This window comes from Geodermatophilus aquaeductus (genome assembly GCF_900182545.1).
GTDB classification, from domain to species: Bacteria; Actinomycetota; Actinomycetes; order Mycobacteriales; family Geodermatophilaceae; genus Geodermatophilus; species Geodermatophilus aquaeductus.
In genome coordinates this window covers 136,135-161,341 of sequence record NZ_FXTJ01000006.1, presented here as the reverse complement: position 1 = coordinate 161,341, position 25,207 = coordinate 136,135, and the positions used below count along the sequence as shown (strand labels likewise).

Annotated in this window: 12 protein-coding genes; 2 read left to right on the top strand and 10 right to left on the bottom strand. The window is 67.4% G+C overall.

The window, feature by feature from the left end; genetic code table 11:
- Positions 1-63: 63 nt before the first annotated feature.
- The gene (locus FN207_RS16150; protein ID WP_221888235.1) at positions 64-549 is read right to left on the bottom strand and encodes a helicase-related protein; all 486 of its coding nucleotides are present in this window, start codon (positions 547-549) and stop codon (positions 64-66) included.
- 373 nt (positions 550-922) lie between these two features.
- Between FN207_RS16150 and FN207_RS16145 the strand changes: the two genes are divergently transcribed.
- Together FN207_RS16145 and FN207_RS16140 are read left to right on the top strand one after the other, a co-directional pair.
- On the top strand, positions 923-4,288 hold the full coding sequence (locus tag FN207_RS16145; RefSeq protein WP_142459499.1) for a DEAD/DEAH box helicase: 3,366 nt from the start codon (positions 923-925) through the stop codon (positions 4,286-4,288).
- Entirely contained in the window at positions 4,285-6,219 is a 1,935-nt protein-coding gene (locus tag FN207_RS16140) for an AAA family ATPase (protein ID WP_142459498.1), read from the top strand. The genes FN207_RS16145 and FN207_RS16140 overlap by 4 nt, the downstream gene beginning before the upstream one ends.
- 621 nt (positions 6,220-6,840) lie before the next feature.
- Here FN207_RS16140 and FN207_RS16135 read toward each other — a convergent pair.
- The 9 genes from FN207_RS16135 to dpdE form a co-directional block, all read right to left on the bottom strand.
- Positions 6,841-7,670 (bottom strand): IS5 family transposase gene (locus FN207_RS16135; protein WP_246066103.1). Its coding sequence is split into 2 segments (ribosomal slippage): positions 6,841-7,311 and positions 7,314-7,670, totalling 828 coding nucleotides; the frame shifts between segments, so codons are not numbered across the junction.
- A 66-nt stretch (positions 7,671-7,736) separates the two neighbouring features.
- The gene (gene dpdD / locus FN207_RS16130; protein WP_142459496.1) at positions 7,737-9,704 is read right to left on the bottom strand and encodes a protein DpdD; all 1,968 of its coding nucleotides are present in this window, start codon (positions 9,702-9,704) and stop codon (positions 7,737-7,739) included.
- Positions 9,701-10,210, bottom strand: coding sequence for a phospholipase D-like domain-containing protein DpdK (dpdK, locus tag FN207_RS16125; RefSeq protein ID WP_142459632.1), 510 nt, complete (start codon positions 10,208-10,210; stop codon positions 9,701-9,703). Before dpdK ends, dpdD begins: the two co-directional genes overlap by 4 nt.
- A 2-nt stretch (positions 10,211-10,212) precedes the next feature.
- Positions 10,213-14,679: a protein DpdJ gene (gene dpdJ / locus FN207_RS16120; protein ID WP_142459495.1), complete on the bottom strand. Its 4,467-nt coding sequence runs from the start codon at positions 14,677-14,679 to the stop codon at positions 10,213-10,215.
- The gene (locus tag FN207_RS16115) at positions 14,676-15,344 is read right to left on the bottom strand and encodes a hypothetical protein (RefSeq protein ID WP_142459494.1); all 669 of its coding nucleotides are present in this window, start codon (positions 15,342-15,344) and stop codon (positions 14,676-14,678) included. Before FN207_RS16115 ends, dpdJ begins: the two co-directional genes overlap by 4 nt.
- A complete protein-coding gene (gene dpdH / locus FN207_RS16110) occupies positions 15,341-18,370 on the bottom strand; it encodes a protein DpdH (protein ID WP_142459493.1) in 3,030 nt (1,009 codons plus the stop codon). Before dpdH ends, FN207_RS16115 begins: the two co-directional genes overlap by 4 nt.
- On the bottom strand, positions 18,363-19,277 hold the full coding sequence (gene dpdG / locus FN207_RS16105; RefSeq protein WP_142459492.1) for a protein DpdG: 915 nt from the start codon (positions 19,275-19,277) through the stop codon (positions 18,363-18,365). Before dpdG ends, dpdH begins: the two co-directional genes overlap by 8 nt.
- Entirely contained in the window at positions 19,277-21,871 is a 2,595-nt protein-coding gene (gene dpdF, locus FN207_RS16100) for a protein DpdF (protein ID WP_142459491.1), read from the bottom strand. The genes dpdG and dpdF overlap by 1 nt, the downstream gene beginning before the upstream one ends.
- The gene (gene dpdE, locus FN207_RS16095) at positions 21,868-25,113 is read right to left on the bottom strand and encodes a protein DpdE (RefSeq protein ID WP_142459490.1); all 3,246 of its coding nucleotides are present in this window, start codon (positions 25,111-25,113) and stop codon (positions 21,868-21,870) included. The genes dpdF and dpdE overlap by 4 nt, the downstream gene beginning before the upstream one ends.
- Positions 25,114-25,207 lie beyond the last annotated feature (94 nt).

Sequence of the window (25,207 nt, the reverse complement as noted above, 5' to 3'; positions counted from 1 at the left end):
ATCCACACGATCCACACGATCCACCGGTCCGGCTCCGCCTCGGCCCCCGACGGGCGGCGGTCATCATTCACCAGCCCAAACTCGCCCCAGAGCGGCCCGAGGAACCCGGTCGGCGCGGCGTCGGCCTGGGCCTGGGTCCGCAGCCGGCAGGGGCGGGAATCCTTGCTCGCCGTCGTGCTGTAGCCCTCGTCGTGAGCTGTCGATCACGGCGGAAGTGCAGATCGAAGCGGAACTCTTGTGCTGGGCGCCGCTGAGGTCGAGGCCGGTCAGGCAGGCCTTGTCCTCGGCCAGGCGAAGTCCCCGGCCCAATTGCTGGAGGAACACCGTCGCGCTCTCGGTGGGGCGGAGGAACAGCATCGTGTCGACGGGCGGGATGTCGAGGCCCTCCTTGAACAGGTCGACGGTGACGAGGACCTCGACCGTCCGGTCGCGCAGTGCGACCAGCGCGGCAGTCCGCTCCTCCTCGCTCGACGTCGACGTCACAGCACGGCTCGGGATGCCGGCCCTCGTGAACCGGTGGGCCATGTACTGCGCGTGCTGGACGCTCACGGAGGAGCCGAGTGCCCGTATCCGGCCGAGTCCTCGACCTTGTCCTTGACCACCTGCAGGACGAGCCGGACACGGTGGTGTCATTGCCGATGTAGACGTTGTTCAGCCCCGCGGCGTCGTAGCCGCGACCGCGCTCCCACCTCCACTGGTGCAGGGCGACATCGTCGTGGATGCCGAACTAATGAAACGGCGCGAACAGATTCCGCTCGAGTACCTCCCACAGTCGCTAGCGGTGAGGTCGTAAGCCGATGAAGGCCCCGGCGCGGTGCGTTGGCTGAGCGGAACACCCCCGCTGGGGGGATAGAGGCGACCGCAGCCCTGCCGAAGACTGTTGCAGCTCCGGTGACATGTGCCGGTGTCGTGAGGAGAGGTGATGATCGCCCATTCGGCCGACCAGGTGGCGGGCACGTACGGATACCGCCCGGACGTGGCTGTGCTCGGGGCGTTCCTGGAGACCACCGCCATTGCCCAGATGCTCCTCGTCGGGCGAACCGGTGTGGACCTGCGCGATCGGGTGGATGCGATGCGGCACGCGTCCGCCGACGGGGTCGACCTGCCGGAGGGCCTGTACTGGTTTTCGTCCGCTGGTGGCGTGCGAGTGCTTGCGGTCTCCGAAGGATCCGCTCCGGCCAGCAGCGACACCGTCGCGCGCGAACACCTGACCGAGGACCACCCGCTCACCGTGGCCGAGGAATGGATGGATGCGCTGTGGCCCGACGCGACCGTGGTGCCGGTGCCCCGCTTCGGCGTCGGGGAGGACGTCATCGTTAGGGCCACCGGCCGCGACCACCCCGTCCGGAGCCGGCGGTACAGCAGCGGCCGATGGGTCTACATGCTGCGGGCCGACGGGCAGACTTCGACCTACGGCGAGGACATGGTTGCCCCGCTGGAGGCCTCCGACGACGTCCACACCTGGGCGCATGGGCCCCGGGACTCGGCGCGTCGGCTCAGCGCCACACTCACCCGGGCTAAACTCGCTGGTTCGTTCTCGGACACGATCTTCTCGTTCCGCGCCACCAGGACCCTCTTCCGCGGCTATCAGTTCCGCCCGGTCATCCGCATGCTGGAGTCGGGGAAGTCGCGGATCCTCATCGCGGACGAGGTCGGTCTCGGGAAGACGATCGAGGCCGGGCTCGTGTGGACCGAGCTCGAAGCACGTAGCGATGCCGATCGCGTCTTGGTTGTGTGCCCGGCCTCCCTAGTCGCCAAGTGGCGCAGCGAGATGGAGGTGCACTTTGGGTTCCAGTTGACGGAGCTCGCCGGCCCGGCGCTGGCGGAGTTCGAGCAGCGCCTGCAGGAGAACCGGCTGCCCGCGCGCTTCGCCCACGTCATCAGCATCGAACGGCTGCGCACGTGGGAGGCGCTGACCGAGCTCGCGGAGTTCGCAGAACCACTCGACCTTGCGATCGTCGACGAAGCGCACATCATGCGGAACAGCGGGACCCGCTCGTACGCCGCAGGCAGTCTGTTGAGCGAGTGGGCGAAGGCGCTGGTCCTGTTGACCGCGACACCCATCAACCTCAGCAACCAGGACCTCTTCACGCTGCTCGAGCTCTTGGCGCCCGAGGACTTCCGGGACGATGTCGCGCTCGAGGCTCAGCTCGAACCGAACGCAGTGCTTAACCGCCTGGCCGGTCTCCTCACGCGTCCCGACGTCGACGGTGCAGCCCGCACGGCCGTGCTCGGCGAGCTCGGACGTCTGACTTTCGGGAAGCCGCTGCTCCGGCGGCCCGAGCTGTCGTTCCTCCGGGAGCTCGTCGCCCACGACCGCCTGAGTCCACGCCAGGTTGTGGACGCCCGTCGCTACATCGGTGATCTCAACATGCTGTCGTCGGTCCTCACTCGCACTCGACGCGTCGAGGTCGACGAGAAGAAGGCGGTGCGCAACTCGCACGACGTCCGCGTCCAGTGGACCGAGCGCGAGGAGCGCTTCTACGCCGCCTACGTCGACTGGTGCCGGGCGCGCGCCGATGCGGCGGGTGTCCCGGTCGGCTTCGCGATGCAGATGCCGCTCCGCCTGGCCAGCGCATGCTTGCCCGCCGCTCGCGAACAGGTCCTCGCGTGGGACGCGGACGGCGGGCTCTCACTCGCCGATGGAGACGGCGACGGAGCGCTCGGCGCCCCGCCGACCGTGCCCCGCATCCGGCCGCATGTCGAGCTCCTGGCCGCGGCACGAGCCCTCGAAGACGTCGACAGCAAGTTCACGCAGTTCGAGTCCCTGCTGCAGAAGGCCCTCGCGGGGACCCGGCAGGCGCTGGTCTTCACGTTCTCCCGGCCGACGCTGGCCTACCTCGCCCGCAGGCTGGCGGACAGGTACCGCGTCGCCGTCCTCCACGGCGGGGTCCCCCGGGACCGGCGCAACGAGATCATCGCCGACTTCCGCGCCGGCGCCTACGACGTCGTGCTGGCCAACCGGGTTGCGAGCGAGGGCCTCGACTTCGAGTTCTGCTCGGTCGTCGTCAACTACGACCTGCCGTGGAACCCGATGGAGGTCGAGCAGCGCATCGGTCGCATCGACCGCATCGGGCAGCAGGAGGAGAAGATCAACGTCTTCAACGTCTGGTGTCCTGCTGCCCTCGACGAACAGATCAAGGAGCGTCTGCTGACACGAATTGGTGTCTTCCAGGGCAGCATCGGCGCCCTCGAGCCGATCGTCACCGAGCACCTGTCCGAGTTGCGCGATGCTGTCTTCGACTTCCGGCTGAGCCCGTCCGAGCGACGGCAGAAGGCCGACGCCACCCTCGCCGCGATTGAAGCGCAGCGCACCAGCCTGGAAGACCTGGCGACAGCCTCGCCCTTCCTGCTCGCCGCGACCACCACTGACGTCGCCGACCTCGAGCAGGACATCGTCAGCACCGGACGCTACGTCGGCAGCGCGGAGTTGCTCCATGTACTCGCTGACTGGGCTCACACCTGCGATGCCCCGGCGCCGGTGGTCTCCGCGGACGGTCGAGTCCTCCGACTCCGGGGCAACTCCGAGATGTCCGACCGGTTGAACCGCCTCGTGTCCTCAGGACGCCTCGGCAAGCACGAGGTGCAGGCCTACCAGAACTCGCTGCGCAACGAGGCCGAGTGGCACCTGACCCTCGACCACGAGGCGGCGCGCACATCGCGCTCCGCCGACCTGCTGTCCGCCCGCCACCCCCTCGTCCTCGCCGCCACCCAGGTATCCGAGCACCGGAAGGCTCGATTTGCCTCCGTATCGGTCGACTCTCGCGGAGCGGTTGCTCCCGGCCGCATCGCCGTCCTCCTCGCTGTGGCGCGCTGGGGCTCTGTCCGCCCCGGTCAAGAACTCTGGGGTACGGCGGTCACCTGGGACGGGCGCCCGGTTGCCCAGGACTACGTGGATCTGCTGCTCGCTCGGCTCGCGACCGGGGAACTGGCCGAGGGTTCGCCCGATGGTCCACGCGACCTGGCGGCCGTGGTCGACCGGCTCCAAGAACTGATGGACGACCGCTATCTGAGCGAGAACGACCGGCGTGCACACGAAGCGGAGGCGCTCCTGCAGTCGCGGCGCGCGGTGCTCGACGAGCAGCACAAGCGACGGCGGGAGGTGATCGCCCGTCGCCGGAGGACCGCCGCTGAGCGCGGGCGGGACCGCGGTGTCGCCCTCTTCGACCGCCAGCTGCAGAGAGCCGAGGAGAATCACCGTCAGCTACTCGACGCGCTGGACGGCGAGGGCGCGCCGAACCTCTCCACGACGCCACTGGCCCTCTGCCTCGTCGAGGTGGGGGGATGAGTCAGGACCGCGCGAACGTCATCGCTGACGAGCAATCCCGCAACCAGCGCTACCTGAGATGGCTAGCGACCAAGACGCGGGTCACGGTTCCCATCGCGGTGCCGCGCAGCAGCCGGTGGACGCACACCGTCCGCCCGCAACTGACCCGTCCGACCGTGCAACCGATCATCGGCAGGGTGGGGCTTGCTCAGCCCTACGACGGACTTGGGAGCGACTCCTTCTACATCGGTCCGTGGCGGTGCAGCGACGGCGACATCCAGGTGGTCAGCTGGGCGGCTCCGATCGCCGACGCCTACTACGGGCACGGGGAGCACGCCGATATCGCCGGGCAGGTCCAGGTGACCCGAGCCTTCCAACACCGAGTCGATGACATCGTCGACTACGACGACGAACGTCATGACGGCCGTGACGGCGCCACCGTCTTCGACCGCAAGGTCCCGCTTCGGATCAGCCGGCCGCCCGGTCGCAAGTCCAGTGCACCGGCTCGCACATCGGCTCCGGATGACAGCTCTGCGGCGACGCCGCAGACGAGGACTTCCGTTCGGACGGTCCGGCCGCCCCAGCGAGTAGCTCAGGACGTGGATGCCCTCCGGCACGCTGCGCTGCTACGCAGGACCCTCCGGGCTCCGCGCACGGTGGGCCTGCGCCAGGTGTTGTCCACCTTGCAGCCTCGGCAACTGTCGCTGGTCAAATGGGCACCGCACCACCCTCTCGTCGTCCAGGGTCACCCGGGTGCCGGCAAGACAATCGTCGCGGTGCACCGCGCCGCCTACCTGACGCACGAGGAGGGGCCTGAGCAGGCCCTGGGCGGCCGCGTCCTGCTGCTGGGTCCCACTGGGAACTACGTCGCCCACACGACACGGGCTCTCGGGAGCCTCACCGAGCCGGGGGACGTGACGCTCGCGAGCACCCACGACCTCCTGCGGCGGCTGCTGCCCGACCTCAGTGAGGTCCCGGTCCCCGGTAGCGAGGACTACCGCGACGACGACGACGAACTCGCCGGCTTCGTCGACCGGATCGCGGCCAAGCTGCGTGCCCAGGGGACGCTCCTGCCGCACGTCGTGCCAGCTGCTGGAGCCAGGACGATCTACGAGACGATGCGCTCCAACGTCTCCACCGCACCTCCCGAGTGGCGTGGCTATCTCCGGGCACTGCCCACCTGGGCCTCTGCGCTGCGGCTCGAGCGGTTTGCGCCTCTCCTGGCGTACTGCGCTGTCCGCGCGAGCACCACGATCCTGGTCACCTACAGACATGTCGTCGTCGACGAGGCGCAGGACGTCCGGCCGATGGAGTGGCGCATCCTGCGTTCACTCAACGAGGGGCGGGGCTGGACACTCGTCGGCGACATGAACCAACGCCGGTCCGATTGCTGTTACGGCTCCTGGGAGCTGATCGCTGCAGCCCTCGGTATCCGTGACCAGGTACATGTCGAGGACTACCGGAGCGTCTACCGGTCGACCTCGGCCATACACCAGTTCGCCGGTCGGCTGCTGCCGTCGCGTGAACGGACAGGTCTGGCCGTCCAGGGCGGCGGGGGGCGACCGAAGGTGGTCCGCACGAAAGCAGATGCGATCGGTGACGAGCTCGTCGCGTGCGTGTCCGACCTCGTCGGACGGCACACCGGCGGCACCCTAGCCGCTATCGGTATGGACGTTCTGGAGCTCCGCCGTGCCCTGGCCAGGCGAGGCTGGCGGGCGAGGGTGGCCGGTGGTGACACCTACGAGCGAAACGGCAGGAGCGTCCGCGTGCTGTCGGCGACGGACGCTCGTGGCCTCGAGTTCGACGCCGTCATCGTCGTCGAGCCGGCGGACTTCCCCATGAACCTCGGTAGGCACGGACTGCTGTACACGAGTCTCACCCGAGCCAACCGGGAGCTCGTCGTCCTCCACTCCAAGCCGATGCCGAAGGAATTGCAGCGTGCGACGCGATAGCGGTGCGCGCGATAGCGTCTCGTCCTGAGGCGCGTGCGCACTGAGGTGGTCACGTCGCCTCGCCGACGGACAGGCCTCACCGACCCATGTGACGGAACCCTGTCAGTCCAGCTCCGCGGCGACGACGCGGGCGGCCTCGGCGATCACGGCTTCGTCATCAAATCCTTGAGCGCGTGCTCGATGCAACGCTCGGGGGTGCGCTCAAGTGGCGACCTCGTGGAGTGCGCGAGTAGTCGTATGAAGTTGATCTTCCCAGTGGCAACATTGAGATTGGGGCGCAGGTCGATGATGGCTTTGCGCCGTACGACCTCCGCATATATGCACCGAGTCCGCACTACGACCTGCTCTACTCCATCTCCAGCGAGTCTCGCCCCCAATTGCGTCGAGAACTTGAGCGATTGTGGAAGACGGCCGGGTTGGAGTCCCCGATCGCTGAGGAAGTGCTCGATGGTCTGCTGAGCGATCTCGGCGGTGACCCGGGGACTTCCTGGCGCAGGTAGGCCACTGGAGATGCTGACAGGTTACGAGGTCGTCCTGGCATCGCGAATCAGTTCGCTCGCGGGAGCGGAGGCTCTGATCTCCTTGGGATCCGACATGTCGATGGCCTAAGAAGACGTTGCATTAGTTCGTCGGTAGGCGTCGAGCGCAGATGAGGGTGACGGCCAGGCGGGCCAGCGCGGTGATGGTCGCGGCGGTGCGGTCGTAGCGCAGGGCCAGGCGTTTGTAGGACAGCAGCCAGCCGAGGGTGCGTTCGACGACCCAGCGGTGACGGCCGAGCCGGGTGCTGGAGTCGCGGCCGATGCGGGCGATCCGGGCGGTGATGCCGCGGCGGCGGAGATAGCGGCGAACGCGAGGGATGTCGTAGCCCTTGTCGGCGTGCAGCTTGATCAGCCGGCGTAGGGGGTGCCCGCGTCCGCCGCGCCTGATCGCCGGCATCGAGTCCAGGATCGGTTCGACCAGCATGCTGTCGTTGCGGTTGGCGCCGGAGACGGCGACGTTGAGCGGCAGCCCGGCGGCGTCGACGAGCAGGTGGTACTTGGTGCCGCGTTTGGCCCGTTCGGTGGGGTTGGGGCCGGTCAGCTCACCCCCCTTTTCGCCCGGACGCTGACCGAGTCCAAAGACGCCCGCGACCAGTCCAGCTCGCCGCGCTCGCCGAGCCGGTTGAGCACGGCGACGTGCAGCCGGTCGAACACGCCGGCCTCGGCCCATTCGTGCAGGCGCCGCCAGCAGGTCCAGCCCGAGCCGTAGCCGAGCTCGGCCGGCAGCTTGGCCCAGCCGATGCCGGTGGACAGCACGAAGGCGATGCCCTCGAACACGTCGCGGTCGGAGACCCGGGGCCGGCCGGTACGGCCGTGCACGGCCGGCTTGCGCGGTGGGATCAGCGGCTCGACCAGCGCCCACAACTCGTCACTGATCAGCCGCGGCGGCGGGGAAGACGCCGACGACGACATGCCCGGCACCCTGCGCCGATGACCCAGCGGCCGGCAGCGCCCGACGACCTACTTCCGCAACGTCTTCTAAGCGCGGTAGTCCCGAACGGCGCTCAGTGCGGCGCGAAGGAGGGACGCCGAGCCTGCTCCGTCCGCCTCACGGATCGACGCTGCGCCTCGGGCGTGCTGGCGGATGAAGCCTGTAGCCGCATGCTTGGCGCAGCGGATTGCGAGAGCGATGGCGTCCGCGCCGCGAGCATACGAACGGAGTTGATCCGACCCCACCTTGCTCGACGACGTGTGGATCCGCGCATGCGGCGCTACGGCCGACAAGCCCTCCTGCGCGCGTCGGAGCGCTCCTGCATCCAGCGAGTACAGCAGGACGACCGAGGCACCAAGATGCGCCTCAGCCGCCTCGTCGTCCTCCTCCGGCAGCGTCCAGTCGAGATCGAGTTGCAACTCCTGGCTGATTCGAGCGGCCAGCCAGAGGAGCTCGGGCGCGAGTCGCAGCCGATGGCGGTTGATCGGTTCCAGAGCCTGGAGGCAGAACCGCAGGCGTGCATCGGTGTCGGCAGCAGCGGATCGCGCCAGCACATCGACCATGTCGAGCGCCGGGAGAGCATTCGCAACAGAGGCCCAACGTGCTGTTGAGCCGCCGATGACGTCGAGTGTGTCGCGGTAGTCCTTCGCTGGTGGCGCCCCCCGAGTGAAGACCTCGAGGAGAGCCTGGACGCCAGCGAGGTCGGCAGGCGACCACCGGTCGTAGGCGGCAGCCAAGAGCAGCAAAGAGCGCGCGGACTGCCACGCCGGCCTGCCCATGTCATCAGCATCGATGAACGGACCCACCATCGACCACGCGCGCTCTGCGCCTGCATCACCCACTGCTTCCAGGGATTTCGCGAGGTCCTCATCCTCGGTGTGCGGCGGCGGCCACGCGGCCCACACCTCATCGGTCAGCGTCCACGAAACGTCGTTCTCAGAGATCCGCCGTCCCCATTCAGTCCAGGTCTGGGGCGGGTGAGCGGGAGCACCTTCAGTGGGGTTGGCTTCGTCGTCGGCAGTGTCGACAACTCCCGCTGTCGGCGTCGTCGTCGCTACCGGAATCAGGTCGTGCAGGGTTTGCTGCAACGCCTGGGGAAGGCGATCCGTGGCGAGCAGTGCAGCGCCGGTACGGATGTCCCGGCTGAGGAAGCTCAAGACAGCGGCAGCCCGCAGAGCGTCGTCGCTGGCCTCGAGTGGGTCAAGGTCGTCGATCAGGCGTCGCACGCGGCCGGCGTTCGGCAGTTCGCGGTGGTTCAGGGAAGATTTGGGGGCCGGCACCGTCCAGTCGACGTCGGCCAGGTCGTAGCGCGCCCAGGCGGCGAGGATCTCCTCCCCGACGACGCGTGGCGGCCGAGATGCGATGACGTCGTCCAGTTCGGAGAGGCGCAGCAGTTCACCGTCCCGCCCGAGACGGGCCAGACGGTGCACACGGAGGTAGGCCAGGTTCAGCGGTGAGAACCCACCAAGGATCGCCAACTCATCGAGCAGTTCGGCCGATGTCGAGGCGGCCCCGCCGGCCAGTGCGGCGTTGAAGTCCGCCAGCACGCGTCCCGGTGGGCGCGGGATGGGTTGCTCGCGTTCTGGCCGAGTTGCGAGCAGATCGCGAAGTACGGCCAACTTCCGCCACAGTTCCTGCTGGTCATCTCTCGACGCTGGCCGGAGTACGAACGTGGTGTTCGCCCCGACGAGACCGAGGACCGCCGCGTCGACGGGGTCGTCCGGCTGGAGTCGGGCGACCCGTCCGTCAAAGGGGACGATTGAGTGCGCGACGAAGGCCTCGAGCATGGCCCGCACAGAGGCGGCCTGCGCGACATGCCAGCTGATCACGTAGGCGTCCGTCCGGCCGTTGTCCTCCTGACGAGGCAGGAAGACCGGCCGGCGCACCCCTTCCCGTAGAGGGGCGACGAACTGGGCGACATAGTCCCCTCGCGCGTGGGAGAAGTCAGCGCCCGGCAGGACGGAGTTTCCGGGACCGAAGAACTGCTCGAGGAAGTCGTCGACGGCGATGGTCATGCGGACCACCGGTGCTCCAGGTCGAGTCGCGCCTGAGCCGCGGCCGCCGGATCCACGGCGTAGGTGACCGCCTCGTCGTTCATCTCGAGACCCCGCCAGGTGAAGTTCATCGATCCGGTGATCAGCCAGTCGTGACCGCAGAGGGTCTTCTCGTGGAGGTCAGGGCCCTCGTACAGGTCGAACGACCCACCACCCACCAGGCGATGGAGGCCGTTGACGAACTGGTGGTTGTGCTCGTCGGGGCGGACAGCTACGTGGAGCGCGGAGCCGGCCGTGACGAGCCTGGCCAGGACCTCGGACAGGCGTGTCTCCCGTGCGTGCGTCTCGTCGAGGACGCCGAGCAGGCGCTCGTCCCGGTTGTCCAACACGACGATGTCGCTGACCCAGGGAGACACGAGCCAGAGGTGCGGGCTCGGGTCGAGCAATTCGGACACCAGTGCCGCGCTCAGCACGTCGTTGATCCTCACCCCGGCCCGCGGGTTGCTCCGGATCATCCGGCGCCACATGGTCACTGGTGGGCCTCCGCGATGCTCACTCTGGCCGCCAGTCGAGGGCCGCCCGCTTGGACTCGGCTCAGGCGGGCGAACACCCGCAGCGCTCCTCTGTCGATCGGGATGGCAGGAACTCGCCGTACCGCAGCAGCCAGGGCGTCTCGTCGACCACTGGGCACGACGAGGTCGACCTCGTCGGTGTCTCTGAGGGCCGATTGCAATCGGTCCGGCCAGTCGTCCACCGACACGTCGATCTCCGGTATCGGGCGCTCGACGACCGCGGTGAGCACGAGTCGGTCGATCAACTGGCCCTCCGCGAAAGGTTGCCAGTGCTGGAGGTGGTGATTCCGGGCCCCGTCACCACGCGGCCACAGGAGGCTGAAGATCTGATCGGCTGTCATGCGTTGCGGCAGTTCGACGCCTTCGAGGACTCCGCGCGCGGCGGCGTATGCGATCACGCGCGCATCGACCTCCGCGCCGATGGTGTCCTCAAGGTCGTCCCAGGCCTCCAGCAGCAATTGTGCTGCGACGTCGGTGTCCGGACCGGCGCCGGGACGGAGGAAGCGCGAGGCGAAGGCCGAGACGGCGAGGTGACGAGGCGGCCCGTCGAGAGCCGTCCATGCGGCGATGAGGTCCTGCAGGGCTCGATCGGCCGAGGACGCGTCCTCGGCCTCTCTGAACGCCTGGACCGCCTGCCCGCAGTCCCCGTCGGGCCGTTCCACGAGATCGCGCAGCAGTCGACGGACGGAGGCATCCACCCACTCGTAGTCGGACGCGCGGATGCCGGCCGCCACGGCGGACCAGAACGCCGAGGGATCACTCGCATAAGCCAGTCGCAGGTCCTCCACCAGCCCCAGTCCGCCGATCGAGGTCTCACTCACGATGACCCGGATCGCTTCGGCCTCGCCGGGGACGACATCGACGATCAGGTCGGTGTCGTCGGCGTCGGGGACCGTCGACAGGACCGCCTGACGCAGAGCCGCCGCCCATGTGTCGGCGTGAGCCCGCTCGGCGAGATCCCAGGTCGCCTCGGACACGTCCGCCGTGCCCAGCAGTCCGGCATGGCGTTCGACGACATCGACGACCGTCGGGTTCGCCGTCAGATCCTGCAGTCGCTGGACCAGACGGTCCGGGGCGATCTGTGCAGGATCATCCGGGTTCTGCGCGCGGTACAGGACGCCGAGCGTCCGTTGCAGGTCGGCCAGCCACCTTCCGCCGTGTAACGCCTGACGGACGTCCGCTCCGCTGCCCGCAGAGGCGGCCTCGACTGCGTAGGCCGTGAGGTAGAGGAGCGCGAGCCAACCCCGCTGGAAGTCGTTGGCCAGTCCGTCCAGCGCCGGGTCCTCGGCCACCCGGGTGGTGAAGGCCCGCGCGCGCCACCCCGGGGAAGCGAGGTGGCGGTGGATCGCAGCACGATCGGGCGGCGCGACGTCGACGACAAGTGCGTCCACCGTCAGCGAGTAGCCCATGGCCGCCGGCGCTCCGTCGACGGTGTAGGACACCTGGAACGGCGACCGGGTCCCGTCCTTGTAAGCGACTTCGCCCTCGGCTCCGGTCGTGAAACGGCGGACCTCGAGGGGATCCCCAGTCAGATGGAGGGCGAACCGAAGGCCGACGACCAGGTCGTTCCAGGGGGCGTTGTGCGGCAGCGGCAGAGGTGGGGTTGCTGACGGCGACAAGACGAAGTCGCTCTGCCAGATCTGGCGGGCATTGCTCGAGTCCAGGACCTCTGGATCTGGTTGCGCGAGTACGAGTTCCAATGGCCGTATGACCTCGACTGGTCCGTCGACGTGCCCCCACGTTCCCATGCGGTGGCCCCTACCGATGACGTCGGACAGTTCGAGGAGCCCACCCGTCGGGACGGGCAGCCAGGTCCGGTGCTCGTCACGCACTACTCCGAAGCGTCGGCTGACTCGGCCAGGTACGGCTTCCCGGAGCGCCGACAGGACTGGCATGGACTCTGGTTCGTCACCTGACGCGTGAGGAAGCCGCAGGGCGACGTCCGGCAAGTTCAGTGGCTCGAAGAGGCTCTTGGTGACGTGCTCGGGCAGGATCTGCTTCGGACGGAAGCCCGGATCGGTGTCCACCGACCGCCACTGCGCCTGCAGACGACGGAGAGCGGTCGGCACGGTCGACAACAGCAGTGACCGCGGTTCTTCCCACAGCACCGCCTGGGCATCCCCAGCAGGGATGTCGAGTGCCAACTCTAGGTGTCGAGCCAGGTCATCCTGTAGTTGCTCGTCGGTGAGCAGAGCACGGAGGACCCGCACGACGGCCTCACTCGAGGCGTGCGACTGCCCTGGCTGAGCAGGGGTCTTGAGCACTGCTCGGGCGTCCACCCATCGACCGTCGGAGGCCCGCCGGGAGATCCAGTCCAGCAGCGCTTGAGCGGCCTGGATCTTCAAGACATAGCGGTTGCGGACGGGTAGGCGACGTGCCGAGATCTCGGGGTCGAGGAGTTGCTCGTAACCCTGGTAGACGGCTCGGTCGCGGCCGTAGTCCGACAGGACGACGACGGTCCAGGGCCTCATCTGTGTCGTTCGCCCAGCGCGGCCCCTCCGTTGGAGGAAGGCTGCCGTGTCGCGCGGGGCCTTGTGCTGGATGACGAGCCCGACCCGAGGATCGTTGAACCCGACCTCGAGTGAGGCCGTGGCGACAATGAGGTCGGCGCTGCTGTCGACGCCGGCGTCCTGGGACGACGTCCGCCCGATCCGCAGGGCTCCGGTCTTCAGGTCCCCAGAGAGAGGGCGGCCGATCTCACGGACCATCGGCCAAGCCTGACCGTCCCGATAACGGTCGTCATATGAGGTTCCTCGGCCGCGGTCGGGCGTGTAGTCCGGACTCCGGAGCTGCGCGAGGACCGGCTTGTGCGCCGTCCCGGGGGAGGCGCGCCGTTGCCCTCCCTCGGCATCGCGCAGGTCGTTGTAGAAGCGGTTGGTGACATCGAGGTCGTCGGTGAAGATGAAACCCGACGAGCCGAAGAGCGTCTCCTGCCCGGCGGGATCCAGTAGTCGTCCCATGAGCATGGCTGTCTGCAGGCTGGTCGACAGCAGGCTGGCACCGGACACCGGATCCCCTCGGAGGATCAGCGAGTACTGACGCCCGCTCGGGACGAGGTCCTCGGACCGCGGCGTGACGTACTCGATCGCCTCGTCCTTGAGGCCGGTCAGGCTGGCGAAGAAGGTCACCGCATCGCGCAGCGTGGCTGAGAGGCCGACGAACACGGGCGGCCGAGCACCGCGCCGGCGCAGATCGTGTCGCCAACGCCGGATGGTGAGCCCGACCTGGGCTCCGTGCACGCCCGTGTAGGTGTGCACCTCGTCCAGGAGCACGAGTCGGGGCGCTGACCGTCCGGACCACCCCAGAACCCCACCCAGTCGCTGGTCCGTCGCATTGCGGCTCAGCATCTCGGTGGTCGTGAAGACGACATCGGCAGGCGATGAGGTGAGCGATGCGCGGGTGAGCGCAACGGAGTCAGGACGGAGGGACGTGCCGCACGACGAGCACGAGAGCCGCTCCGTGCCCTTCTTCCGGTCCGTGTCGTCCCAGATCAGGTCGCCGTTGCAGTCGGGTTCGGGACATCCGAAGTAGGGGCAGCGAACTCCTGAGCCCACGCGTCGCCACGGAGAGTCCGTCGCACCGAGCCGACGGTCGCCGGCGTCGTAGGGAGTGTCTCCGTACAGCACACCAATGCGGACGGGGCGTGCTCCTGTGTGCGTCAGGACGCCCTCCAGGCGTCGGGCCGTGCCGAGGGCCTCCTGCGCCTGATCGCGGAGTAGTTCCTTGCGCGGGTAGAGCGCCAGGATGCTCGGTCGCACCGCCTGGCGCGCCAGGGCGGGAGCGAGGGCCAGGAAGGCAGGCAGATAGAACGCCAGCGTCTTGCCGCTACCGGTACCGGCCCCGACGACGACGCCGCGGCTCCGGTCATGCGTGAGACCGGTCAGCACGCTTCGGGTTGCATCGAGTTGGAAGCGAGCCATCTGCCGTCCACCCAGCATCGCCTCGGCCAGTGCCTCCTGAAGAGAGGACCAGTCGCCCATCTGGGAGAGGGCGGCCAGTGTCTCTGACCATTCGACGTCACGCCGGGGGTAGCGACGTGGCTCCACGTGCAGTCGGTAGTCGGCCACGAGTGGGACACCGGTCTGCCACCAGTTCGCCGGAGCGTTCTGACGGGGCGGGAAGAGTTGCCGGTTGGCACGGAGGAGACGGACGCCTTCGCCGAGTCGTGTCCGGTACTGCGGCGGACTGCTGGCCGGGATCCGGTGGAGCAGTCCATGACGAAGTAGTTCAGCCAGGTAGTCGGATTCAGTCGGACCGTCGTACCTGCCCGACGCGAAGTCCTCGTCCACCGCGGCCTGGAGTACCGACGAGACCTCGGTCTCGCTGAGCGCGACCCCCGTCACCCCCCATGCGAGCGTCGGGAGTTCTAGGTCCTCCAGTGCGGTGAGGATGGCAGGCAGGCGATGCCAGCGATCCTGCGTCACGCCAACCTCACACTGACCTGCGATGACGCCTCGGGATCCGAGCGGAGGAGATCCACCTCGTCGTCCGTCAGGTCCGCCAAGGTCAAGCGTCCCGAGCGGATGCGGTTGAAGACGATGACGAACGGGTCATCGGCTTCGATGCTCGCAAGGGCCTTCCTCAGTTCCTCGAGGTCTCGGCGGAACTGTCCGAGGAGGGAACTGCTGATCTGTGAGGCATTGGCAGCCGTCCGCAGGCGCCGCACCGACTCCTCGGCGCGTAGTCGATGCTGCGGCCCAAGACGCTTGACCCTGTCCACATGCAGGGCAGCGAGTTGCTCCTGGGTCCACGGCTCCCAGGCCGTGGCAACGGCCGATTCGACGGCTTCTCGACCTCGGCGAGCCTTGTCCCTCGCACTTCTGAGGGCCTGCTGGGTGGGTAGGCCCTGCTCGGCCCTCGTCTTGAGCGCGTCTAAGCCGTCCGCGACGACAGGACCCACGTCTTCGACGGGTAGTCCGAGTGTGCGGGCCGTACTGTGGAGATCCACCGCTGTGCGGAGCAGGGCGACCTCCCTCTCCAGTTGCGTCAGCATGACGCCGATCTGTTGTCGCTGAGCCTGCTTGTCCGCGCCCTCCGCGTATGTCCGGGCGACTGCTGCGAGGGTCTGAGCCTTCTCGAGCACGCTCACGAGCCACTCTCCCGTGCTGACACCAGAAGGCTCCAATCGCTCACGACGGCGCCGAGTCGGCGCAGGAGTTCGGACGCCTCCGACGACTCGTCACCGGTCGGCATCGCCAAGCCGGCGTCCAGCCATGCCTCGTTCTCTTCCAGATAGTCCAGGAGTCGCGTCAAGGAATTGCCGCGATCCGCAGCAGCCACCCTCAGGCGCGTCTCGAACGACGACGAGGTATCCAGTGAAGAGAGGTCGGACTCGAGAACCTCGAGGGCTCGAGTGGAGAGATCCTCCGCAGCCCCGTTGCGGGCGCGGAGAAGGCGCAGGTCCGTGTGCCTGACGAACCCATGCCTTTCCCCAGCGTCGATGGCCGCGCTCACGGCTTTGAAGGTTTGGGAGAGGCTGGTGCCGATGGGCAGTCGGAGTCGAATGGCCGCCACGAGTTCGGTCAGTCTCCTCAGTTCCTCCGTGACCGCGTCGTCGACTGTCAACAGGGGCGTGTAGCCCGGCCTCGCCCACTCCGGCATCTCGTCGTCGGTGGATACCCGCCACTTCGTTGACGCCTCTCGAACCAGAGGAAGGAGTCGACGGGCGTCCACGGCGTGCACCTCCCCCGAGACACCCTGCGACACGCCAGTGGCCTCGCGCAGGGCACGCACCAGAGCGCTGCGCACCGACAGATGGCGCTCCAAGGCTCGCTTCCACAGGGGGGATCGCGTCGCGTCGTCAGTGCGTACGAAGCCGGTCAGGTCCACCAATGCTGCATTGAGCAAGGCTTGGTCGCTTGCTCCGGGCACGACGACGCCGGCGAGCGATGCCCCCACGATCGAGACCCGAAGCGCTGAGACGAGTTCTGCGTCGCCGCTCTGCAGCACCGAGACCACGGCTCGGCGGGCGGTGGGCGCGTGCAGCTCGGCCAGGCGGTCCAGTCGCAGCCGCGTTTGCAGTGTGCCCTCGACGATGCCGGCCCTGAGCCTGACCAGATCGGCGAAGAACACGGCATTCTCCGGCGTCCTGTCGAACCGGATCGGCGGCTGCACGTTCCTGGCGATCGCCTCGGCTGCCCCCTCGATGGACACCGTTCGAGCGCTGCGCGGCCAGGCCTTGTCGAGGATCGCCGTGGACGGTTCTTTCATGACCGGATCAGTCCAGGACGCGCGTGACAGCACCGCCGTCCGAATTATCTGTCTGATCTCGCGAGCTAAGTCCTCAGGGAAACTCTCCCCTCTCAAGGACCAGTGCTCAATCTGGTCCAAACGACGTTGGACCGATGCGGGCAGTAGTTCGCGGTCCGACAGCTTTCCTGCCGGTTCGGGCTCTTGGGTCCGTGACGGCAGCGCCGTGGGCGCATCGATGACGTCAGTCGGCAACTGGGGAATACGGAAAGCGTCGTGAATCTGAGGGGCCAGATTGATGAGTTCTGACGGGCCGTCGCCCCAATATTGAAGGAGGGCCTGGCGCCGGCCGCCGGCGCCAGGATCGAGTTCATTAATCCGCGCTCGAACGGCGTCAGGCAGGACGGTCTCCATGCGGGATGGCGGGAACTTGCTTGCGAAGTGCTCGTTCGGGAAACGGCCAGACCTTACATCGTCCTCGTGATCCTGAAGAACAGTGCGGACCACACGGGCGAGGGCGCCCCGAGGGTTGAAGACGTCGGGCCTTTCCGGTGAGGCGGAGGCGCGCACCGCGCGCAGCAATGCAGACTCATTGTAAGGGTAGAGGCCGTGGCCTGCCGACGAGGTGCCAAACCCTGAGTGGCAAGGTTCCTGAACTAGACACGTCGCGCATGCGTTTGGGGTGCTGGCCTCGTCCTCCACGCCCAGCATGTCGAGGCGTTCTCGTCCGATGCGGGCCGCGTTCAGGTACCTGCCGATCATGTCGACGACTCGACTTTCGGCACGAGTGTTCCTAGCGCCATCGTCGCTCAGGGTCACGCGCAGTTCGTAGCGGTATGGACTGCAGGAGTCGACTCGGGTCCGCACGGTGTCCGGCAAGGCGCCGAAGTAGCCGGTCGTTACGGCCATCAATGTGCGGACAGGAGCGAGTACTTGTGTTCCCGCTCGTTCCCCTGTCTCAGTGATGGCGTCAAGCAAATCCCTTTGCACGCCTTGCACGAGGGCGAAGTCCTCGACCAGAAGCACAATCTCCTTCTTGCCGGCCAGTGCACGACGAATTTCAAGGAAGGCGTCGTAAACACGTCCTACCCCTAGACTCGTGGCCTGCATCACTGCGACGTCCAGATGCTTCTGCAGTAGGTCCGCAGCAACGACCTGCAACTGAGGGTCGGAGGCTAGGCGTCCATACAGGCGTCGCGACACCAGTGCCGCCTCGTCGATGTCGGTCAAGTCAAGGGGGAGGTCCTCGACCGTAAATTGCAGTGGGACATCTCCGTCCTCGGTGTCGCGGCCATTTATCGCATGAGCCGCCCTTCTGGGGATCAGGGATCCCGGACGAAGCAGCTTCTCCCGGAAGAACGGGTCGTGGAGAAGGACGTACAGTCCCTGTTTTCCAAGCAGGGCCCGCTCCTGCGGCGGACCGGGAGTTGCCTCGAGTAGAGCTGCAGCCAACTGATCCAACAGGCTGCGCTCGAGTGCCGTCTGCGAAATCTCCCGACCGATTCGGGCCATGTCCGCCCGAATTTCATCGAAGGGTGAACCATGGTTGTCGGCCAGGAGGAGGTTGATTACGCCGGCCAGACTGGTGTTGTCCTTCGGTAGGTAGATTACCTGCCGATCGCTGGTTGATCCCGTCCGCGCGGCAACCCAGCGAACCAAGTGAGACTTACCGGCGCCCGAATCGCCGAGCACTGGCATGATGAGGACGCCGTTGTTCGTCGGTCGGGTTAGGAAGTCGCGCAGTACATCCTGTTCGCTCACCACCCGAGGGACGCCCGAGCGTCCCCCAGTCACGGGCGTCCGGTGGATGTCCAGTGGCGCATGAGTGGCCAGGAAGACGCTTCTACTTGGACTGACCGCCTCGGTTGCGATGGTCGCTGTGACGGTGCTCTTGTCCCAACAAACGAAACCGGCGAAGTCAGACATCGATCAGGTCCTTAACGATCACGTGCGTGACTGACCGATGCCTTCCCGTCCGACTCAGGTCTGCCAGCAGGACGGACCTATCGGCATCGGCTCGCGTCTCCAATCGGAGCCAACCCCTGAGCGCTCCTGCCTCAAGTGCATAAGAGGTGGCCGGGTCAAGAAAGTCATCCGAGGTTGACCAGTTAAGCGCTTGAGCTATAGCGCCGCCCGGCAGTACGGGCAACCGCTCGCGCAGATCGTCCAAAAGTTGATTCACCGGGACCTCGTTGCCCTTCCTGTAGATTCCCAGGATTGTGTCTCTCACGGCTCGAGTAGGGGCGGGGGTGAGAGCACCGGGGCGGTCGCTGAAGACTGCCTCCGACTCTCCCAGGCCCAGGGCCTCGACCCAGTAGCGGAAACCGTTCCATCGGATCTCGTTCACGAAGACGCGTGTGTTGTCGTCGGTTCCGGCGTTGGGATCCTGAAAGACCTCGCGCCATGTCCAGGGGCGTCCCGTGGGATCCTTGGTGAGGAACCAAGTAAGTCCGCGTAGTAAGTCTCTGGAACCTTTGGCGTTCCTTCTGTCTGCCACGTCGGTAAAGTTCTCGGAGGCGAAGATGGCGTTGCGCAACTGTTGGCTGAACTCTGAATACCGATTAGGCGTGGCGCCAATCCACGCGAGGCGACCCTCGGCGTCCCTGACCATGCCTAAGTCGCGCAGGGCGCGCAGGGCTACCAGGCAATGTGGGGTGGTTGCAGCCGACTCGTCGGTCGGCACCTGGTCTTTGGCCGCTCGTTGGAGGGACACGGGGCTGACTTGCCTGAGCAATTCTTCCTCGGTGCACCGACCGTTGGCCGTGATCGCCCGAGTTAATGCCCACATGGTCGTCGGAAGGGCGTAGGTCGGGCTGAGGTTCAGCAAGGCCACTAGAGGCTCTCCAATGCCGTACGGATGTTCATGGACGCGTCAGCTCCGTCCCGCCACATCCACTGGTCCCGCCCTGGTGTGGTCAGCGAGGCGGATCCCACCACGTAGGTGGGCATGCGGGACTTGAGGCGTGCGAGTACCGCATCGGGTACGTGAGAGACCGTCGGCGGGACGAAGGCCACCACCGGCTGCTGGTGCGCCTCGAGCAGATCTCCGTCGTCGGCGATCAGGACAGAGTGCGGTGAACGACGCTGTGCTTCGGTGAGGACGTGGGTGGGTGCCCCGAAGGCGACGGGAATCCCGCGTGATGCGAGCCTTGCTAGCAGTTCGGGAGCCAGGTCCGCGTACTCTCGGTCGTCCTCGACCCAGAGGAACAAGAGCGGTTGATCTGGTCGCAGAACCAGAAGTGGATCCCACAAACCGTTCTCGGCGTGGAAGTAGTCCGGCACGGGCGGCACCGGTTCCAGTGGCCGCGGAACACGCCGATCCTCCGGATCGGCGAACTTCGCGACACGACAGGCGGGGCAGCCTCGGCAGAAGGGGAGCGTGCGCAGGGTGGCGCCGCCGTCGTGCGCGCGGTAGTGGAGCGCGAGGATGTTTCCCATGCAATGTCTGGCCGAGGCGACCTGGTACATGGCTTCCAGCGCTGACCGTTGAGCGTTCGCCACGACGTCACGGACCTGCGTGACGCGGCGCGCCCAGCCTTCTTCGTCCAGTGCGGAACCATCGATGAGTTCGATGTCGACGAAGTTCCTCACCTCGTCATGGAAGGTGCGTCGTCTGGCCTGCCACGACTCGAGGTCCTCGTCCGGCAGACGAGCAGGTTCCCGAGGTGCCAGTAGCTTGATCAGCCCTGCCTGTGCCATCAAGGTCAGCGTGCGGACGTTCCACTGGGCGCTGCGGCCGTAGCCCTCCGTCAGGTGGTGCGGCAGAGACGTGATGTCGACACGATAGAGGCCGTCTGGTTGCCGCTGCGCGCGGGCACGCAGGGCGTTCCAGCGACTCCAACCCTTGTCCACCCCGATGTGAACGACGCTGTTCAGACTGCGCGCCACGTCGTCATCCGAGGGCGCGGTGAGAAGGACCGAGACGGTGGGCAGACCGTCTCGGCCGGCGCGACCGACTTCCTGGTAGAAGCGGTCGATCGTCTCGGGAACACACACGTGCAGGACGCTGCGCACGTTGCTGACGTCCACGCCCAGTCCGAATGCGGATGTCCCCACCACGACGTCGATCTCGGTCGGGACGGTCGACCCTTCCGTGCTGCTGCCCCTCCACCGTTGGACGACGGTCCGGCGGTCCTCTTCCGAGGAGTCTCCGGTGATCGCGGCGACCCGCCGCAGGCCGGCGTCCCGCAGCCTCTGCGCGAAGTCCTTGGCGTCCTTCACCTTGGCCGCGTACACGACCAACGGTCGGGGCAGACGCAGGGCGACCTCCACGGCGGCCGCCGTGCGTTCCTCCAGTGACGTGTAACGGTGGGAGAAGTAGGCCGGCTCTGACCTCAGCGACGAACCCCAGACCAGATAGGTGCCCGTGGGTGAGTGGAAGGTCTGGCGGAAGAGTTCGAGGTGCCGATTGGTGATGGTCGCGCTCATGAGCACTGTGATCGGCCGGTTGTCCGGAGGCGAGAGTTCGACGGTCTGGTCCCGGAGTCCGGCCATCGTGAGGAACTCGGGCCGGAAGTCCTGTCCCCACTGGTCGATCAGGTGAGCCTCGTCGACGACGAACTGCCGGAGGAATCCAGAACGGGCGCATTCGAGCAAGGACTCGCTGAGCCCGGTGACAAGTGCCTCGGGCGAGGTGTACAGGATGCGTTGCTGGCCGGAGCGGACCGCCTGACGCAGGGCCTGCTTGGTGTCGTCGGAGAGGCTCCCGACGTACGCGTAACGGTCGACGGGACTGAGGACCTGCTGCGTGCTGGCGGCGATCTCCCGAGTTCGGCGCTCCATGTCGAGGGCCAGCACCACGGTCGGCACGACGACCACGGTGACTCCACTGTCGCGCAGGAGGGCAGGTGCCCATACGACAGCGGTCTTGCCGCGCCCCGTGGGAAGGCTTACCACGATCGTCGAGCCGGCGGGACTCAGTGCGACTGCCCGGGCGGCTTGGCGCTGAGCCACGCTGAAGTAGTGCTCGTAGCCGAGTGCGTGCCGCCAGAAGGGATCCGCGTCGACCGCGTCCAACTTCCGCGCGTACGGCGACTGCTGGCCTCGATAGACCTCGCGCAACTGTTCCGCGGCGAGGTCCGGGCGGTCGCTGGGACCCAGTTCGGGGAGCCAGGCTTCCGCGCGGACGGTGAAGCGGTTCTGCGCGATGCTCACGGAGCATCCGACGCTCGTCCACGTGTCCTCGTCCGGCCACGGGGCGCTTCCCGGGACGGTGAGGGACGGCCGGCCCCCGTAACGCGCCTCGTCCTCGAGGAGGACCTGTCGCAGAAGCGCGGCGAGGTCCGACCGCCCGGCGTGGGGCCCACCGATGTCCGACATGGCATCGAGGGCACGCCTGGCCGCATCAGAGCCCACGAGCGCCCGGTGAGTTGCCTCAGGGAACCGGTCGATGGCGTGTTGCAGCAGTTGGACGTCGCTGCGCGTCATGCTCCCGGCCACCGCTGTCCGCTCCGCACCAGGCAGGTCACGGCAACAAGGCTCACCTTGGGGGCGCCGATGCCCTGCAGCAGAGCTTGGGTGAGGGCCCGATCGAACGCCGCACTGTGGTCGTCCGTCAGGATGGCTGCCGCGGCTCGGCGGGCCTCCGCCTGGGCGGACAGGACGGCCAGTTCCTCCCTCACCGCAGCCTGGGCGAAGCCCCTGCGAGCAGGGAGATCGGTCATGCGCGCGAGCTCTGTCCGGGCGCTCGACTCCGCGTCATGGGCAGCCTCCTCGAATCCGTCGACCCCGCCGAAGAGCCGATGGAGGCTGGCGATGCGTTGTGCGTTCAGGTTCACGTCGCTGGCGTTGTTCCGGTATGGGGCGTCGAGCCAGGCGAGCAACTTCTCGTCGTCCACGGCCACGGCCTCGTTGCTGGGGATCCAGAGACGCCGGTGGAATGGCTCGAAGAAGCGGTCGGCTCGCCGGCGAAGCGCGAGCAGGTCTCCGGCGCCCTCGCGTCGAGCCACCTCGATCGCCGGCGTTAGATCGACCTCCACGAGGTAGTCGAACGCGAAGTAGGGGAGCGGCTCCAACCTCCACGACGGGTCCACGCGCCAGTGCGCGGAGGCACGACCCCGGTCGTCCAATTGCAGGATTCGGCCAACAGCATCGATCAGCGGGTTCCCGATCCTGAAGAGGCGACCCCCGTTCCTCAGGGCGTCCCAGCGATCCGTCCAGCCGGTTCGACTCTTCTCCGGCACGGTTCGCAGCTCGGCCAGCAGTTGGGGACCGAGGAGCGGCGGACGGGATCCGCTCGAGATGGTGACCTCCCCACGCTGGCGGCGACGTAGCTGGAAACGGAAGCCCTCGTCCCCTTCGAGGAGGCGCAGGAGCGGGGAATCGTCTGCTCGACTGAGTTCCCACTCCGCCAGGCCGTGCGCGATGTCGCGGGCGGGACTGGCGGATTCGTAGCTCGTCTCCAGGACGTCCAACTGTGCGAGGACCTTCGTCTCGTCCTCGAGCGATTTCGCGACGGCGGGAGCCGTGGCTGCGAGTCCGGTGGCTCCGTCTTCCAGGGCGGCCAGCCACAGGCCCTGCAGCTCACGATCCACAGCGTCCTGGAGCGCCGAGATGGACCGGGTGAAGACCTGGTGGCCGTTGAGGAGCACCTCACGCCAGGCGGCGGTCAGGCCGGTGTCGGACGCATCGCCGAAGACGACCTGCTGAGCGGATCGGGTGGATCCGTAGCGGTCCACGCGACCTATCCGTTGCTCGAGCTCGTTGGGGTTGCCCGGTAGGCGGAGGTGGAGAACGAGGTCCGCGAGTTGCAGGTTGCGGCCGTCCTCAGCGCTCGCGTCGCAGATCAGCAGGCCACCCTGCTCACGCCACTCTCTGACTGCATCTTCCGCAGCAGCGGCGCCGGCCTGGCGGGTGTGTTCCCTCACCCGGGTCGCCCCCTGCTGCATGAGGGTTGAGTGGAGGGAGGAAGCGAGCTGTCCCCGGCCGGCGAAGACGACCGCCCGACGTGCGGCCAGGGCGGGTCGCAGCCGCTCGACCAGTTCCGTCATACCGTCGGAGGGCCGCCTGGCGTCGAGGTCGCGCAGGATGTCGGCTTCGAACGGCAGCCGTGGCGCCTCCCGCAGGAATCGCCTCTCCTGAGCACTGAGGTCGGCGCGCTTGCCGGCAGCCTGGTCGTGGCGCACCCGGAACGACATCGCGTCCCGGAGGTCGTCGAGGGGGCCCCCGACCCTTGACGTGAGCACGCTGAGGACCTCTGCGTAGGGCGCGAGATCGCCTGCCGTGTCGAGGAGGTGGTCCCGCGTCCTGACCTGCCAGTCCTCCAGGACTTCCCGGCCACGTTGGTGCTCATGGGCGCGGAGGACGACGAGTTGAGGACTGCGACGCCCCGTCACCTCGAAGGGCGCCATGACTCCTGCATCGTCCAACCGGGCGTTCAGGACCGACACCCGACGGTTGCGCAACACCCGCCGGTGGAGCCGATACGTCTCGGCCACGTGGCCACGGAGGGCCGCTACGGCAGTCGCCAGGTCATCGGCGGTCGCGTCCGGCCGGAGGTCCCCGTCGTCATCGAGTCGCGCGACCACGTCCTCGGCGAGGGTGTCGAACCGTGAATCCTCGGGCAGCAGGTTCCGCACCTGGTCGATCGCGTCGGCCAGCAGATAGCTGAAGAGGGGATCGAGCGAGTAGACCGCCGTCGCGAGTTCGCGACGGACGGACAACCGCTGGCGGAACGAGTCGAAGTGCTCCCAGGAGTAGACCTGCGGATCGAGCAGGTGGAGAAGCCCGAGGTGGGTCGTCTCCTTCTGCAGGACCGGCGTCGCGGACAGCAGGAGTAGTCGAGGTACCGCGTGACACAGTCGGCGCAATTCGACATAAGGACTGGCCGTCGGCTCCCCCATGCCGGCCAACAGATGCGCCTCGTCCACCACCGCTAGATCGAAGTCGTGGTACTGCGACCACTTCTCGGGCGAGTCGTGTGAACTGACCACCAACTCCGCGTGAGGGAAGTCGTCCACGAAGAACCGCTCAAGCAGTTCCTCCAGCCACTGACGGCGCAGTGGCTCCGGCGCGACGACGACCACTTTCGCCCTCGGATCCTCGAGGAACCGTTGACGGATGACAAAGCCGGCTTCGATCGTCTTGCCGAGTCCGACCTCGTCTGCCAGGAGGTACCGCTGCACCGGGTCCGACAGCACCTTCAGGGCCGCGCTGATCTGGTGACCGTGGATCTGGACCCGTGATGACGGGAGGGCCGGGACCGACGCACACGCAGCACGCTGCGCCGTCAACTCCTCGAGGGCCGGCAGTCGGCTGTCTCGGAAGTAGGGCGACTCCTGGCCTCCTGAGAGGAGCACCGCGAGTGGGTCCTCGAGTGGACGATTCCACCTGACCCGGATCTCGCTCTCCGGGATCCGGAGGTCCAGATCGGCATTTGGGCGCCGGACGAAGTACTCCTCCGGGCCGCCACCGACGACGCGGCCTGCAGTCCATCGTCCGGAGGTCGAGTCCTGCCAGAAGACCCGGGTCTGGACGCCGACCTGACAGCGGCGGATGTCTGCCCGATCGACCCACTGCTGAGCGGCTACCGGCCGGGCCGCGGAGTCGAATAACTCAAGTTGAACTTCAGAGCCCCGAGTCGCCGACACACGGGCGACTCCGGGGATGGCTGGATGTACGACGAGCATGCCGACATCGACGCGTAGCCCCGTAGGCATCGTCGCCTCCACGTTCCGCAACTGGTACTTCCAGAACGTAACCGGCCCGATCCTCTGAGGGGTACCTGCCCGGTCAGAACTCGCTCCGCCGAGTCACTGCTGTCTC

Coding starts and splice junctions, on each gene's coding strand:
- dpdH (WP_142459493.1), bottom strand. CDS start 18,370: ATGTCTGACTTCGCCGGTTTCGTTTGTTGGGACAAGAGCACCGTCACA.
- dpdD (WP_142459496.1), bottom strand. CDS start 9,704: ATGACCATCGCCGTCGACGACTTCCTCGAGCAGTTCTTCGGTCCCGGA.
- FN207_RS16145 (WP_142459499.1), top strand. CDS start 923: ATGATCGCCCATTCGGCCGACCAGGTGGCGGGCACGTACGGATACCGC.
- dpdF (WP_142459491.1), bottom strand. CDS start 21,871: ATGACGCGCAGCGACGTCCAACTGCTGCAACACGCCATCGACCGGTTC.
- FN207_RS16140 (WP_142459498.1), top strand. CDS start 4,285: ATGAGTCAGGACCGCGCGAACGTCATCGCTGACGAGCAATCCCGCAAC.
- dpdK (WP_142459632.1), bottom strand. CDS start 10,210: ATGTGGCGCCGGATGATCCGGAGCAACCCGCGGGCCGGGGTGAGGATC.